13 protein-coding genes and 1 riboswitch are annotated in these 13427 nt (G+C 40.6%); of the genes, 5 read left to right on the forward strand and 8 right to left on the reverse strand.

The window, feature by feature from the left end; all coding sequences use genetic code 11:
* Positions 1-123 precede the first annotated feature (123 nt).
* Positions 124-597 carry a Dps family protein gene (locus ACMVDV_RS13125; protein WP_304181315.1) on the forward strand — a complete coding sequence of 158 codons (474 nt, stop codon included), beginning with the start codon at positions 124-126 and terminating at the stop codon, positions 595-597.
* A 75-nt stretch (positions 598-672) separates the two neighbouring features.
* Here ACMVDV_RS13125 and ACMVDV_RS13130 read toward each other — a convergent pair whose 3' ends face one another.
* The 6 genes from ACMVDV_RS13130 to ACMVDV_RS13155 form a co-directional block, all read right to left on the reverse strand.
* Complete coding sequence (locus tag ACMVDV_RS13130) at positions 673-1584, reverse strand: GGDEF domain-containing protein (RefSeq protein WP_145240246.1); 912 nt, start codon at positions 1582-1584, stop codon at positions 673-675.
* Between the two features lie 5 nt (positions 1585-1589).
* The gene (locus ACMVDV_RS13135) at positions 1590-2396 is read right to left on the reverse strand and encodes an alpha/beta fold hydrolase (protein ID WP_416158408.1); all 807 of its coding nucleotides are present in this window, start codon (positions 2394-2396) and stop codon (positions 1590-1592) included.
* A gap of 62 nt (positions 2397-2458) precedes the next feature.
* Positions 2459-4537, reverse strand: a complete 2079-nt coding sequence (locus ACMVDV_RS13140) for a S9 family peptidase (RefSeq protein ID WP_416158409.1) — start codon at positions 4535-4537, stop codon at positions 2459-2461.
* A gap of 102 nt (positions 4538-4639) precedes the next feature.
* Positions 4640-5206, reverse strand: coding sequence for a chitin-binding protein (locus ACMVDV_RS13145; protein ID WP_304181307.1), 567 nt, complete (start codon positions 5204-5206; stop codon positions 4640-4642).
* Between the two features lie 121 nt (positions 5207-5327).
* Positions 5328-5418, reverse strand: a riboswitch (cyclic di-GMP riboswitch).
* 133 nt (positions 5419-5551) lie between these two features.
* The gene (locus tag ACMVDV_RS13150; RefSeq protein WP_416158410.1) at positions 5552-8716 is read right to left on the reverse strand and encodes an efflux RND transporter permease subunit; all 3165 of its coding nucleotides are present in this window, start codon (positions 8714-8716) and stop codon (positions 5552-5554) included.
* A 15-nt stretch (positions 8717-8731) separates the two neighbouring features.
* Positions 8732-9910: an efflux RND transporter periplasmic adaptor subunit gene (locus tag ACMVDV_RS13155; RefSeq protein ID WP_304181303.1), complete on the reverse strand. Its 1179-nt coding sequence runs from the start codon at positions 9908-9910 to the stop codon at positions 8732-8734.
* A 312-nt stretch (positions 9911-10222) separates the two neighbouring features.
* Here ACMVDV_RS13155 and ACMVDV_RS13160 point away from each other — a divergent pair, with 312 nt between their 5' ends.
* From ACMVDV_RS13160 to ACMVDV_RS13175, 4 genes are all read left to right on the forward strand, one after another.
* Complete coding sequence (locus ACMVDV_RS13160) at positions 10223-10873, forward strand: sensor histidine kinase (protein WP_416158411.1); 651 nt, start codon at positions 10223-10225, stop codon at positions 10871-10873.
* 95 nt (positions 10874-10968) lie between these two features.
* Positions 10969-11193 (forward strand): DUF4177 domain-containing protein, encoded by a 225-nt coding sequence (locus ACMVDV_RS13165; protein ID WP_192541768.1) that lies wholly within the window; start codon positions 10969-10971, stop codon positions 11191-11193.
* The gene (gene yidD, locus ACMVDV_RS13170) at positions 11186-11410 is read left to right on the forward strand and encodes a membrane protein insertion efficiency factor YidD (protein ID WP_416158412.1); all 225 of its coding nucleotides are present in this window, start codon (positions 11186-11188) and stop codon (positions 11408-11410) included. Before ACMVDV_RS13165 ends, yidD begins: the two co-directional genes overlap by 8 nt.
* A 10-nt stretch (positions 11411-11420) precedes the next feature.
* Complete coding sequence (locus ACMVDV_RS13175; RefSeq protein ID WP_416158413.1) at positions 11421-11807, forward strand: TM2 domain-containing protein; 387 nt, start codon at positions 11421-11423, stop codon at positions 11805-11807.
* A gap of 15 nt (positions 11808-11822) precedes the next feature.
* On the opposite strand, the gene ACMVDV_RS13180 is transcribed toward ACMVDV_RS13175, so the two are convergent.
* The gene (locus ACMVDV_RS13180) at positions 11823-12614 is read right to left on the reverse strand and encodes a PhzF family phenazine biosynthesis protein (RefSeq protein WP_416158414.1); all 792 of its coding nucleotides are present in this window, start codon (positions 12612-12614) and stop codon (positions 11823-11825) included.
* 99 nt (positions 12615-12713) lie between these two features.
* Positions 12714-13328, reverse strand: a complete 615-nt coding sequence (locus tag ACMVDV_RS13185; RefSeq protein ID WP_416158415.1) for a PQ-loop domain-containing transporter — start codon at positions 13326-13328, stop codon at positions 12714-12716.
* Positions 13329-13427 lie beyond the last annotated feature (99 nt).

Here is a 13427-nt window from a genome sequence, read left to right on the forward strand (position 1 = left end):
GTTTAACTAATAGGTGGAATCTATCGAGGTTATCGATTTTAACCATTTTACAGATCACTAAAAATGGCTGATACTTGCTATCAGTGTTTAGAAAACATCTTATCAGTTTATTAAGGAGAAGTTATGTCACAGGTAAACGCAATTGGTCTTAACAGCGCGAAAAGTGAAGATATCATCAAGTCACTCAATACCCTGCTAAGTAGTTATCAAATTCAATATATGAATGCCCGCGGCTTTCATTGGAACATTAAAGGTCGCAACTTTTTTGAACTGCACATCAAGTTTGAAGAAATTTATAACCTATTACTTTTAAAAGTAGATGAAGTCGCCGAGCGTATTTTAACCCTTGATGGCGCACCACTGCATGCATTCTCTGATTACTTAGAGATCAGCAAAATTAAAGAAGCAAAAAATATCAGTGATGGTGTCGCAGCAGTCGAAAACTTACTCGCAGGTTACAGCATCTTAATTAAAATGCAGCGCGATATTTTAGAGCAAGCAAGTGATGCACAAGATGAAGGGACTGCTTCATTGATGAGTGATTATATTACTGAGCAAGAGAAGCTAGTGTGGATGCTTAAAGCCTATTTAAATTAATTTTTAGATAACCACAAGTAGGCCAGCTTTTAAAGAGCTGGCCTACTTAATAAACATACTCTGTGATGTTTTAAGTTACTTTACCGCTTGAAAAAATTCAGTTCTATTTCGGCCTTGCTCTTTTGCTTGATAAACCGCCTTATCTGCTTGGGCGTAAAGCGCGGCAAAAGACATTTTTTCATCAGCAATACTCACACCAATACTTATTGTTATTGGCGTGTTTTCAACTTTAATTGTTGCAACTAACGCATGCAGCTTTTGGCAAAATAGTAACGTATTCTCTTGATTTGTATCTGGTAACATAATTAAAAACTCCTCACCACCAATACGCGCAACAAGATCTGTTTTTCTGCACTCGCTGTTAAGCTTAGCACCCAACTCTTTTAGTATGTCATCACCTTTCATATGACCATAGGTATCATTTATGATTTTAAAAAAGTCTATATCGAGCATTAACAAGCTCACAATTTGATGCGATCTTGCAGCTTGCTCAAGCATTAGCGTACTTCTGACTTTCATTTCTCTTCGGTTGAGTAATTGCGTTAACTCATCGGTAGCAGCCAGCTGTTTTAACTGTTCGGCTTGTGCTTCCAATACTGAACGTGTTTTTAGTAACTCCTCATAAAGTAAATCTCTCTTCGAGGCATTAAAAAAACTCCAATAAATACAATGATCAGACCCAATATGCGCATTCACTGTAACAGGTAAACGTTCGCCTTTGCCGTTCATTATAAGCAGTTGCATTTCTTCACATTTTTTTTCATGTAATAGGGTGGGAATTAAATAACTTTGAAAAAATATCTTTGATGACTTAGTAAACACCGTATCTACATTTTTACCCAGCAACACCTCTGGCTGCCATTGGAGTTCGTTGGTAAAGTAACTATTAACGTAAATAATGATTCTGTTAGCGTCAGTCACACAGGCACCACAGGCAAAGTCATCTGGAGTGTAATTAATTTTGTATTGCGTAATTGTATTGTTCACTGAGGTTACTGCAAATATTCAATAATTATTTGCGCAATTTCATTCGGGTGTGTCATGTGCAAACAATGTCCATCAGCTGCAATTACACTAAGCTTGCTGTGTGGCATTCGCTCATGCATATATTCACCCACAGTCACGGCGGCTAATGCATCATTTTGACTTTGAAAAATTAATGTCGGCTGATTAATATCTGTTAATAAGTGTCGGTGATCAGATAAAAACGTTGCTTCTGCAAATGTTTTGGCAATCACAGGATCCGTTGAACAAAAACTGCCTGACAACTCCCGCATAAATTCATGGGTGTTGCTATCTCCAAGCACTAATGGTGCAAGGTAATTAGCCCAGCCAATATAATTTTTATCCATAATACTAAGGAGTTCGAGTAGATCTTGTGTTTCGAATCCCCCTGAATAATCTGGTGGATCATTTAAAAAGCATGGCGACGGGCATATCATAACCAAGTTTGAAAAATATTCAGGCTTTTTATTAGCAGCTATAGCACCAATCATGCTACTAACCGAGTGGCCAACAAATACCACCTTTGATAGCTGTAAGGCGTCGCATATATCTATAACATCTTGCGCATACCCGTCTAAATTACTGTAACGTTGTTTGCTGTATTGTGAAATGTCGGACGCGCCCGAGCCAACGTAATCAAATAAAACAATGCTAAAGTTATCGGCTAATGACGCAATTAAAAAGCGCCACATGTTTTGGTCACAACCAAAACCATGAGCCAAAAGCAGCGTTTTCTGCCCTTTCCCAATTATTTTTACGTTATTCCTTCGTTTTATCTCATCAGCTAAACACATAACACGGTTCCTTTGTTATTTAATACTTCACACAGCGCACTATAAAAGTAAACCCAGCGGGATTAAAAGTCTATTAGGCTAATAAAAAATGCCATCTCAAGGGCTTTTTCTTCCAAGCTTTTAAAACGCCCTGATGCGCCGCCGTGACCGGCATCCATATCGGTTTTAAACACTAAAATATTATCATCCGTTTTATACTCACGCATTTTCGCTACCCACTTCATCGGCTCCCAATATTGCACTTGTGAATCATGAAGTCCGGTAGTGACTAAAATATGTGGGTACGCCTGAGCGGCAATATTGTCATACGGTGAATACTGAGCAATCACATCATAATAGGCAGGGTCATTGGGATTACCCCATTCATCGTATTCATTGGTAGTAAGCGGAATTGATTCATCAAGCATAGTTGTTAACACATCTAAAAATGGCACATGGCAGCCCACCCCTAAATAAAGCGCAGGTGCTTGGTTAACAACCGCTCCCATAAGTAAGCCACCGGCACTACCGCCTGAAGCAAACACTTTATCTTGTGCACCATAACCTTGTGCAACCAATGCTTTGGTCACATCAATGAAATCGTTAAAGCTATTTTGCTTATGCTGCTTTTTGCCTTGCTCGTACCACTCACGGCCCAACATTTCACTGCCACGGACATGGGCGATAGCATACACAAAACCACGATCGAGTAAGCTTAGTGAAGTGCTCGAAAAGCTCGGATCAATGGTTATACCGTATGCACCATAACCATATTGAAATAACGGATTAGTGCCGTCTTTTTTAAATAGCTCTTTACGATAAACCAGTGACACTGGGACTTTAATACCATCACGCGCTGTTACCATTAATCGTTCTGAGGCATAGTTTTGTGGCTCAAAACTGCCTAATACTTGCTGTTGTTTTAATAAGGTTTTATCACCATTATTTAAGTCCACTTCAAACAATGAGCCTGGCGTGGTGAGGCTTGAGTAATAAATACGTGCTAGGTGCGTGTCATGTTCAGGATTCATTGCAATGGCAGCATAATAACAAGGATCGTCAAACTCTAAGGTCATACGCTGCTGTTGTTTATTAATCACCACAAAGCGAGTTTGGCCTTGTTCGCGCTCGGTAAGCACCAAGAAATCATCAAACAGCTCTACGCCTTCTAATAAAACGCTATCACGGTGAGGGGTATGCTCAAGCCACTGTGTTTTGTCTGCAATAGTAGCCTCCGTTGCGGTCATTAAACGGAAGTTTTTAGCTTGCCAATTAGTTACGATATAAAACGTAGCGCCGAGTTTATCAACATCAAACTCGTGGCCTTCCTCGCGTGGCATTAATTGTGTGAATTCGCCGGATGGCTGATTTGCATCTAATATCCAAGTGTCATTCGTTTCAGTGGTAGCCAAGTCAATGATAATTAGGCTTTCATCACGGCTTTTACCTAACCCCATAAAAAAGCTACGATCTTGCTCTTCATAAACTAGGACATCGTGCGTTTGGCTAGTACCTAATACATGACGATAAACTTGATAACCCAATAACGTTTTCGGGTCTTTCTTTACGTAAAAAACCGTTTTATTGTCATTTGCCCAAACGATTTGCCCTTCGGTGTTTTCTAACACATCGTCAAGTAAACCCTCGTTATCAATAACTTTAAACTTTACGGTATAGATGCGACGACCATCGGTATCTTCTGAGTAAGCTAATAATTGCTCATTTGGGCTAATTGCCACCTCGCCCAGTTCATAAAATTCAAAGCCTGCTGCCAGTATATTTACATCTAACAATAGTTGTTTATCTGTCGCATCCATCTGACGACTGCGGTAATGGCGAGAATACTCATCATCACCACGTACTTCAGAGTGATACCAATATTGGCCATCTTTGACGGGAAAAGTATTGTCATCTTTGACTATCCGGCCTTTTAGCTCGTCAAATAATGCCGTTTGCAGTGGTTTAATTGGCGCTAACTGCTGTTCGCAATAATCATTTTCAGCGGCTAAATGTGCCAACATAGCGTGCTCTGTGCGTTCGTCATCACGCATCCAATAGTAATCATCAATACGTGTTTTTTGGTGTGTTGTTAAAGTGTGCGGCTGTTTACGCGCAACAGGGGCATTTAAAAGTGCAGACAACGATAAGTTTGATAGAGCCACAGAAAAACCAATAAAAAATTTCGATGGCGGGAGTTTAACATAATTTTCAAAAGTGTATAAAAAAGCCCACTCAAAGAGTGGGCCGAAAAATGCTAAATAGCATTAAGGGGAAACTTGCTGCCAGGCTAAATCCCAACTTTGCCCCACACCGGGCTCATAAAGTGGATTGTTTTCTTCTTTCACATTGCAAAACTGGCTAAAAGGCCACGGTTTGCATTTATAGATTAAGCCGGTTTTTGGCTGTAATACTTTTACTCCTGCATTATAAACACTACACTTTTCTGGGTAGATATAATCATATGCAGGCTTAACAACTTGCAAATCATCACATTTAGCAATGCATTGAAACGTTAATTCAGCTCGGTTAATCCCACAGCCTTCAAGCGCATAAATCTGATTTGAACGATAAGCGACAATTAAACCTTGTTCTGTCATTCTACCGGCTTCAACTAACGGTATATGGGTATTAATATACTCCGCCACATAGCGCGGCCAATTATGTGGCTCACCTTGTTCTTCGGTGATAATTTCATATTTAAATGATAAATCGACTAGCTCTCCTTGCGTGTCATAAAAAGTCACTGTCACCATATCACCCACAAATAATTGGGTATGATGATTTAGACAACCTATTGGCATCCAATTTCCACAGGCCAATGACGTATGCATAAACAAAGCAACACCTTAAGAACATCTAATAGCTACTATCCAGTATTTATTGGATAAAAGAAATACTTTTTAACTACATTGTAGGGCTGATGACACACAGCGAGGTTAAAAAATGACCCTGTGCGACGGCCCCGCTATCCTAGTTTTAATGCTAAAACCTTAGACCGGAAACTTTGCGTCCTAACCTTTCGATTAGTTTGCCAAAACAGCGTGAGTATAATGTGACACAGTACAAAGATCAAACTAAAGAATGTAACCGCCAATAAAAACCAATACTTAGGTCTATAAAAAACAAAAAAAGCCAATACATAAAGTATTGGCTTTTGAAATAGTGAAAACTTAAAACTATCGCTCTAACTGCGCTGCTTGTCTACGCTTAAATAGGCGAACCACTTTAGCAAAAATTGCTTTAAACACTTTACCCACATCACCCACATCGCTCATAATAATGTACAAACACGGCACAAGTAGTAATGTGATCAGCGTAGCAAACATCACCGCAAAACCAAGTGCAACAGCCATTGGAATAACGAATTTTGCTTGTAAGCTAGTTTCAAACATTATCGGCAGTACACCCGCAAAGGTGGTGATCGAGGTCAGCAGTATTGGCCTAAAGCGTGCGCAACCCGCTTCTATTACCGCATCTTTAATCGCGATACCTTCTCGACGAGCTTGGTTAACAAAATCGGTCATAACCAAGGAGTCATTAATAACCACCCCCGCTGCGGCAATAATACCGAAGCCAGACATTAAGGTCAGATCTAAGCCAAACCAATAATGCCCCCAAATTGCGCCCGTTAAACTAAATGGAATAACCGACATCACAATCAAGGGTTGTGCGTAACTTTTCAGTGGTACAGCTAATAAGATATACACTAGGATCATGCCACCGACAAAGAACATTTTTTGCTGGTTGGCTTGTGCTTGTTGCTCTTCAATAGCGCCACCAAGCTCTGACTTAACACTCGGGAATTCGTCTTTAAGTTGTGGCAGCAGTTTATCTTTAACTTGCTTAATGACTTCGTTTGGCTCAATGAGTTCTTCGTCAATATTGCCATACACGTAAACAGTACGATAACCACCTTCACGACGAATATAGCTGATACCCGGTTTTTCAGTTAGTTCGACCACATCACCTAGCAATACTTCTTTCCCCTGTGGCGTGGTAACAACCGCATGCTTGAGCGATGAAAATGCTTCACGCGTTAATTTCGGGTAACGCACCATCACTCGCACTTCTTCACCGCGACGAATTACGCGCTGCGCTTCACCACCGTAAAAGCTGGCGCCAACTTGATTGGCAATTGAGGCTAAATCCAAACCTAAGTCATAAGCGACTGGCTTTAAGCTCATTTGCACTTCTTTACTGGCAGGGTCGATAGTTGAGCTAATATCAAATAAGCCTTCTTGCTGCTGCAATAATTGAATAAAACGGCGTCCGGCATCATTTAAAGTGTCGATGTCTGAGCCATATAGCAAGTAACCAAACTCACCATCGCCACCACCTTGACTATTCACATCATCATAAATCGTTAACGACTTAACACCGGCAATAACCGGCATCTGCTCACGCCAACGCCGCGAAAGCTCAAAAGCGTTATAAGGGCGTAAATCTTCTTCAACTAAAGGCGCAAGCAATTGTGCTTCTGTGCGGCCTTGGTTAAACACCAGCACATCTCTAATCAGCTTTTGGCCATATTCCCGCTCAGTATCTTTATCTACTGCAACCACCATGGCTTCGATTTCGCGAATTGCTTCAATGGTTTGCATATCTGATACATTGTCGTTCATCTCTAAATTAATTTGCGGGTAATCATGTGGTATTTTAGGCATAAAGCCTGTACGCACTTGATTTGATGCAATTAAGGCAAACGTGATAATTAGTAACGCAACAAACGAGAAAAATACCGCCCAACGCCACTCAACACAACGCACAATAAAGCGTCTGTATGGGCCGTTAACAAAACCAAAAAAGCGTTTATTAAAACGAGCACGCCAACTATCAGGTTTAATTGGCGGGAAATTAGTATGTGCGATATGTGCAGGAAGAATAAGTTTTGATTCGATTAAGCTGAATATTAAACACAGCATAACGACTACAGCAATACCGTAAAAGAACGCACTCTCAGGACCAGAAGATAAGGTAAATGGCGCAAATACCGCAACAGTGGTTAATACACCAAAGGTGGCTGGAGTGGCGACTTTTTTAGCGCCGTTAACGACGTTAACCACACCACCGCCTTTTTTCTCTATCTCGGTGTAGGCGCTTTCTCCGATGACAATGGCGTCATCCACCACAATCCCTAGCACCATGATAAAGGCAAATAATGACAAAATATTAATGGTGACACCAAATAATGGCATCATCATCATGGCACCTAAAAAACACAACGGTAAACCAACCATTACCCATAAAGCTAACTTAAAGCGAAGGAATAACGACAGCATAATGGCGACTAAAATAGCCCCTTGGATTAAGTTATTTACCATCATCTCTAAACGCGCATTAAGATAGTAAGTCATGTCCATTAATGGCTCTAAACGTACACCCGGTGGTAGCTCTTTATTTTTTTGATCAATAAATGCTTTTACAGAATCCGCAACAGGAATAATACTTTGCTCTTCCGTCGCTTTTACCGATAAGTAAACGGCATTTTCACCATTAAATTTAAAGTAGCGCTCGCCCTCAGTGAACTGGTCTTTAATCGTCGCAATGTCTTGCAACAACACTTTAGCGCCATTATCACCAATTTTTACCGGTATTTGCCGAAATTCCTCACCAGAATACAGTTGATTTTCAACCCGAACCGAAATAACCCCGGCATCGGTTGTTAATTGCCCGGCTGAAAAGTTAGCTGAGTATCGACGCACAGCATCCGCAACGTCACTCAAGGTTAGGTTGTAGCGGCGTAATGTGTCTGGTTCAATCTCAATGGCAATTTCATCCAGCGGTACATCGTTGACCACCAATGATACATTTGAAAGCTGTAACAACTCATTTTCGATGCGATTAGCGATTGGTTTGAGTTCATTGAGAGGTAAATCAGCAACTAAAGTCATGCCAATTACATCTTGGCGAAACTCAATTTGACTTATGGTGACCGGCTCCATTCCCGCAGGGAAAGTCGCAATACCATCCACCCGTAGTTTGATTTTATCCAACACATCGGTGAGCTCAGCATCGGTATTAATCTCTAACTGGGCGCTGCCGCCGTTACGAAATGCGCGGTACACCCCTTTTTTGATTTCAGTTATATCTTTTAAAGATTCTTCAATCTTAATTAAGATACTTTCTTCCATCTCTTGCGGTGATGCTCCAGGGTAGTTGGCATTGATCGTAATATAGTTAATTTCAATGTTTGGGAACATCTGCCGTTGCATCGTTGCAAAGCTAATGATCCCCATTACTATAATGAAAACCATCATTAAATTAGCCGCGACAGAGTTATTGGCAAAATAAGCAATTAAGCCGGTTTGTTTTTCACTGTTTGGCAGTTCAGTGTTAGTCATAACGCAGTCTACCTTTTATAGTTTTTCAGTAGCGGCACTATCAAGTGCCTCAACTTTTTTTATATCCTGAACACCGGCTATTTTTACTGCCATACCCTTTTGAGGATACTCAGGTAAAGTAAGCACTAGCTGATCATCAGCTTCTAAACCATCGCTAATATAAAAGTATTCGCCTTCTTCGCGAATTACTTTTACTTTACGAGGTTCCAGCTGCTGCTCGTCATTTACAATCCACACAGTTTGATTATTTACTAATTCTTGCGGTAAACGATAAATATTTTGCAACGTGGTGCCAGCAAAGCTTACTTGTACATAGCTGCCGTATTTAATCGCATGTTGCTTATTAACTAAACCATAGGGATCTTCAATACGCACTACTAAGCTACTCATACGCGTGGCGTTATCAACCACTCCTAAATCACGGTCGATCACTGCTTCACGGGTGAAACCATGCAAACCGGTTTTTATCACCGTGGCAGTAATGCCCTTCACACGCTCGGGTAAAAATACACTGTCAAAGCCAGCAATAGGGATGATCACTTCCGCGGTTTCGATATTATTAAGTTCCGCAACTTGAGTACCCATATTAATATATTGGCCAACACCAATTTCACGGCTCACAACTAGTGCATCATAAGGAGCGGTAACTTCGCAATTATCTAAATCACGTTGCGCTCGCTTTAACCGTGCTTGTGCTGATTTAACCGATGCTTGTGCACTGAGCACTTGTGGCTCACGTAAAAATAACGCCGTGCGCTCCTTACCTGGAAAACGTTTTACTTCATCTGCTGCAACTTGCGCTTGTGCTTGCTCTTCGATAAGTTGGGCTTGCGCTTGTGCAAGCTCAGCTTCGGCTTGTAATAAAGCAGCCTCGTAGTTATCTTTTTCAATACTGAATAATGTTTCGCCGCGGGCAACAACACCACCAGCCACAAAGTTCGGATGCCAACTCACCACTTCACCCGACACTTGCGCTGATAAATAGGTGCTCTCTAATGGCCGAACCTCACCATAACTATTAATCACAACTTGATGATCATTAGCAGCGACAGGCTCCACTTTTACAACGGGTCGCGTATCAACAACTTCTTTTTTTTCTGGCTCTTGCGCAATTGCATTTATCCCAGCAAAACCTGCAATTCCTACGCTAAGCGCAACAAAAGGAAGTGCCCACTTCAAAATACTTGTTCGCATAATCAATCCCCCTAATTTTCTACTAGGGCCATAATAACAGAGCTGGATGAAACATTAACGTGACATTTGTAAGCAACTGTTACAAGAACATCGATATCACTAAAAAAGTTTTAACAAACCATTGATTGTCACTTATTTAATGCCTTTACTATATTTTTATAAAAATCAATGCAATAAAAAAAGCGCTCGAAGGTATAGTCAGAACATACAAACGACTGTCACACTTTAACGCGTTAAAGTGTGACTTTTTTGTTCACAAAACCGCACGTCTAGGTGTTCAATATCGAACAGCAATCACTTTTCAAGCTGAACTTGCTGATACAACGCATTACCCTAAGTGATGCTAAACGCCAATCACAAGCTGATTTAATTCGTATTTTGTCTCATGAACTGAATAACTCACTGACGCCAATGGCCTCAATGGCAGATACTTTACTAAACACCAATGAATTAAACGAACAACAAACAAGGCAAGTGCTAACACGAATTAAATCACGCAGCGAATCACTACTACTTTTCATAAAAGCCTATGCAGAGTTAACTCGCTTACCCAGCGCAAAGCCGCAACACTTTGATTTAAAAACACTGGCAACTCTCAATGCCATAGAACAACACATTCAGCTTAACTATGCTGGCGAATCACAATGTTTTGCAGATAAACTACTGATTGAACAGCTACTCATTAATTTATTTAAAAACGCATCTGAAGCCTGTACTGAGCAAGCTCACATTACGTTACGCTGCTTTGCGCAAGGCGACATGCAAATATTACAGCTGACAGACAACGGCCCCGGTTTTGCCAATATTGAAAACGCCATCCACCCCTTATACACCACCAAAAATACCGGTAATGGCCTCGGCCTTGCGTTATGTAATGATATTGTGCAAAAGCACAACGGCCAGCTACAGTTAGCTAACACAGCGCATGGCGCGCAAATCACCATTAAACTGCCACAAGGTTAGCCTGCATTTACTTAATCGGTATTTTTTAATTGCGTTATTTTTTCACTATAATTAACATGGTATTTGGATAAAACTATAAATTAAAAGGGAAATATATGTCGAATTTCGATGAATATAAAGTGATCCATGTGGTTGAAGGTGGTTGTGGGACATTATTGCTTGGCTCAAGTGGCTTACCACTTAAAAAGCTTGAAGCAACGTTAAATGTTGAAGCACAAGATGGTTGGCAACTGGTCTTTCAAGTGATAGAAAATAAACGTTTTTGGCTATTTTGGTCCCGTGAAGCGGTGATCATTACGCTAGGTAGAAAACGTGCTTAAAGCATACATTTTGAGTGCAATTCGCCGCTATCAAAAAAATGGCGGGGCAAAATCGCACTTCAATTTAAGCTGTAATTTCTCGCCATCGTGTTCAGAGTACACACATCAAGCGATTAGTCAGTATGGTGTGTGTAAAGGGATCATACTAGGGCTTAAGCGAATTAAACGTTGTAATGATCCCGATTGCGTGACCACTAAACACGACCCGCTACTATAAAGGTAACTGTATGACTCCCGAGCAACTTAAAGATGAAGAAGAACAGCTACGCTCACAAGTTAACCAACTCAGCAACGACACGCGTAAAACTTTCTATCAACAGCAGCAACAACGCATAAAAGATCCCGATACATACGCCGTGCTAAATTGGTTTTTTGTTGCTGGCTTGCATCACTTTTACTTAGCGAACTACCCTCGGGGCATGGTTAACCTAACGCTAATGTTAATTGGCTTATTATTGATTGAAAGTGTGGGTTTACTGCTTATTTTATTGGTGTTTTTAATAGAACTACCGCAGCTATTCAAAAGCCAGCAAATTGTCCACGCTTATAACAATCGGGTAATGAAAACGCTTTTACATGAGCTGCAAGAATCCAATAAACTAAGTTCTTCATAAAAGTCGACATCACGCTTACGATAAAAACAATGTCCCTTGCATATAACGTACAGCATGGCCCGTTACAGTAACTGTGTGCTCAGCAACTTCACAATGCAGATGTCCGCCACGACTAGAAGCTTGATAAGCACTCAGCGAAGTTTTTCCTAACTCTTGTGCCCAATATGGCGCAAGGCCGGTGTGAATTGAACCGGTAACGTAGTCTTCATCACCACCGTTCGCGGGCCAAAAATAACGTGAGATAAAATCGTATTGTGTGCTTGGCGCTGTTGCAACTACATCCAGTGGCAACAGTGTTTTAAGTAACGCAGAGTTTGTTTTAAGGTTTAAGACATCTTGCTCATTATTATAAATAGCAAAGTATGCTTGCTGGTTTTTCAACACCTTAACTGGTTGTATAGACAAGCCATCAAGTAGCTCAGAGGGTACTTCTGCTGCAGCAAAGGGAGCTTGTTTTGGAAAAGTCATGGCAAAGCTACCGTCGCTATTTTTATTGATGATTAACTTACCGACCGCAGCAGCATGAAAGCGAACCTGCGATAAATTGTGCTGTTCACACAATACAAAAGCCGCAGCTAAAGTAGCATGTCCACAAAAGTCTATTTCCATTAACGGTGAAAACCAACGAATAGCATAGCTACCATCAGCTTGACGACAGGTAAACGCAGTTTCGGAGACATTATTTTCTGCGCTAATTTTTAACATCAGCTGATCATCAAGCCAAGTGTCTAAATCAATAACTGCCGCGTAATTACCTTTAAACAGTTCAGTTGTAAAAGCATCTATTTGATGGATAGTCAGTTGCATTGAAGCTATTTTTGCTTATTGATGAAATAGTATGCAATAAATTGCCATAAATACGACGCTGCGCATAGCAAATTTATTTCATACTTACTAAGTAAAAGATTAAACAGTTACAGGTCGCATTTTATAATACTGAATACAGCCTAACTGAGCAGCATTGGTCAATAAGATCATCACAAAGGTCAAGACATGAGAAGCACTTGGTGTTGTCATCGCAAGTTCAGCCAGCAAACCGCATACGCCGGCTACAAATTGCAAACTAAAATAGCGTGCACTCAAATTGCTAATGTCGCCGCTTTTTAAGGTTTTGTAAGTTTGCGGCATAACCCGGATTGAGCTCATCACTAATCCTACAAAAGTTAAGCCATTCAATACTGTTGGCGTGTCTAAGTGGGGCGTGAGTAATAATAAAAATGGCAACAACGAAAAACCAAGCATGCCGGCTAACAGTAAACGCTCTTGCTGTTTGGCGTTATAACGTGCGAAGTAATATAAAATTAAGCCGCTCAGCATACCCGTCACCACAAAAGGCAATACCATGTAAAAACGTTCAAAGTACAAGTTATAAGCAATAAAGTATGTACTTTGTGCAACACCAAACGTCATCATCAACAAAGAGACCCCCGACACACTGCGGTTTTTACGGATCTTTTTTAGCAATGGAAAAAAGCTAAATGCTAAAATAAATGATGAAATAATCGGCAGATAATGCGCCAAAGTAGACCTCGCTCGTTAGTAATTGATTAATAAGTTAGCAACTTATTAATCAAACAAAAAAATAGTGTAAATCACTGTTTTTATATGTTTTATGTAAGG

Origin of the sequence: Pseudoalteromonas sp. ASV78 (assembly GCF_047806705.1) — a bacterium.
GTDB lineage: Bacteria > Pseudomonadota > Gammaproteobacteria > Enterobacterales > Alteromonadaceae > Pseudoalteromonas > Pseudoalteromonas prydzensis_A.

What these genes read in the sequence shown, in the direction of transcription:
- ACMVDV_RS13180 (WP_416158414.1), bottom strand. Translation starts at nt 12,614, where the DNA reads ATGCAACTGACTATCCATCAAATAGATGCTTTTACAACTGAACTGTTT.
- ACMVDV_RS13175 (WP_416158413.1), top strand. Translation starts at nt 11,421, where the DNA reads ATGACTCCCGAGCAACTTAAAGATGAAGAAGAACAGCTACGCTCACAA.
- ACMVDV_RS13125 (WP_304181315.1), top strand. Translation starts at nt 124, where the DNA reads ATGTCACAGGTAAACGCAATTGGTCTTAACAGCGCGAAAAGTGAAGAT.
- ACMVDV_RS13150 (WP_416158410.1), bottom strand. Translation starts at nt 8,716, where the DNA reads ATGACTAACACTGAACTGCCAAACAGTGAAAAACAAACCGGCTTAATT.
- ACMVDV_RS13145 (WP_304181307.1), bottom strand. Translation starts at nt 5,206, where the DNA reads ATGCATACGTCATTGGCCTGTGGAAATTGGATGCCAATAGGTTGTCTA.
- ACMVDV_RS13135 (WP_416158408.1), bottom strand. Translation starts at nt 2,396, where the DNA reads ATGTGTTTAGCTGATGAGATAAAACGAAGGAATAACGTAAAAATAATT.
- ACMVDV_RS13155 (WP_304181303.1), bottom strand. Translation starts at nt 9,910, where the DNA reads ATGCGAACAAGTATTTTGAAGTGGGCACTTCCTTTTGTTGCGCTTAGC.
- ACMVDV_RS13165 (WP_192541768.1), top strand. Translation starts at nt 10,969, where the DNA reads ATGTCGAATTTCGATGAATATAAAGTGATCCATGTGGTTGAAGGTGGT.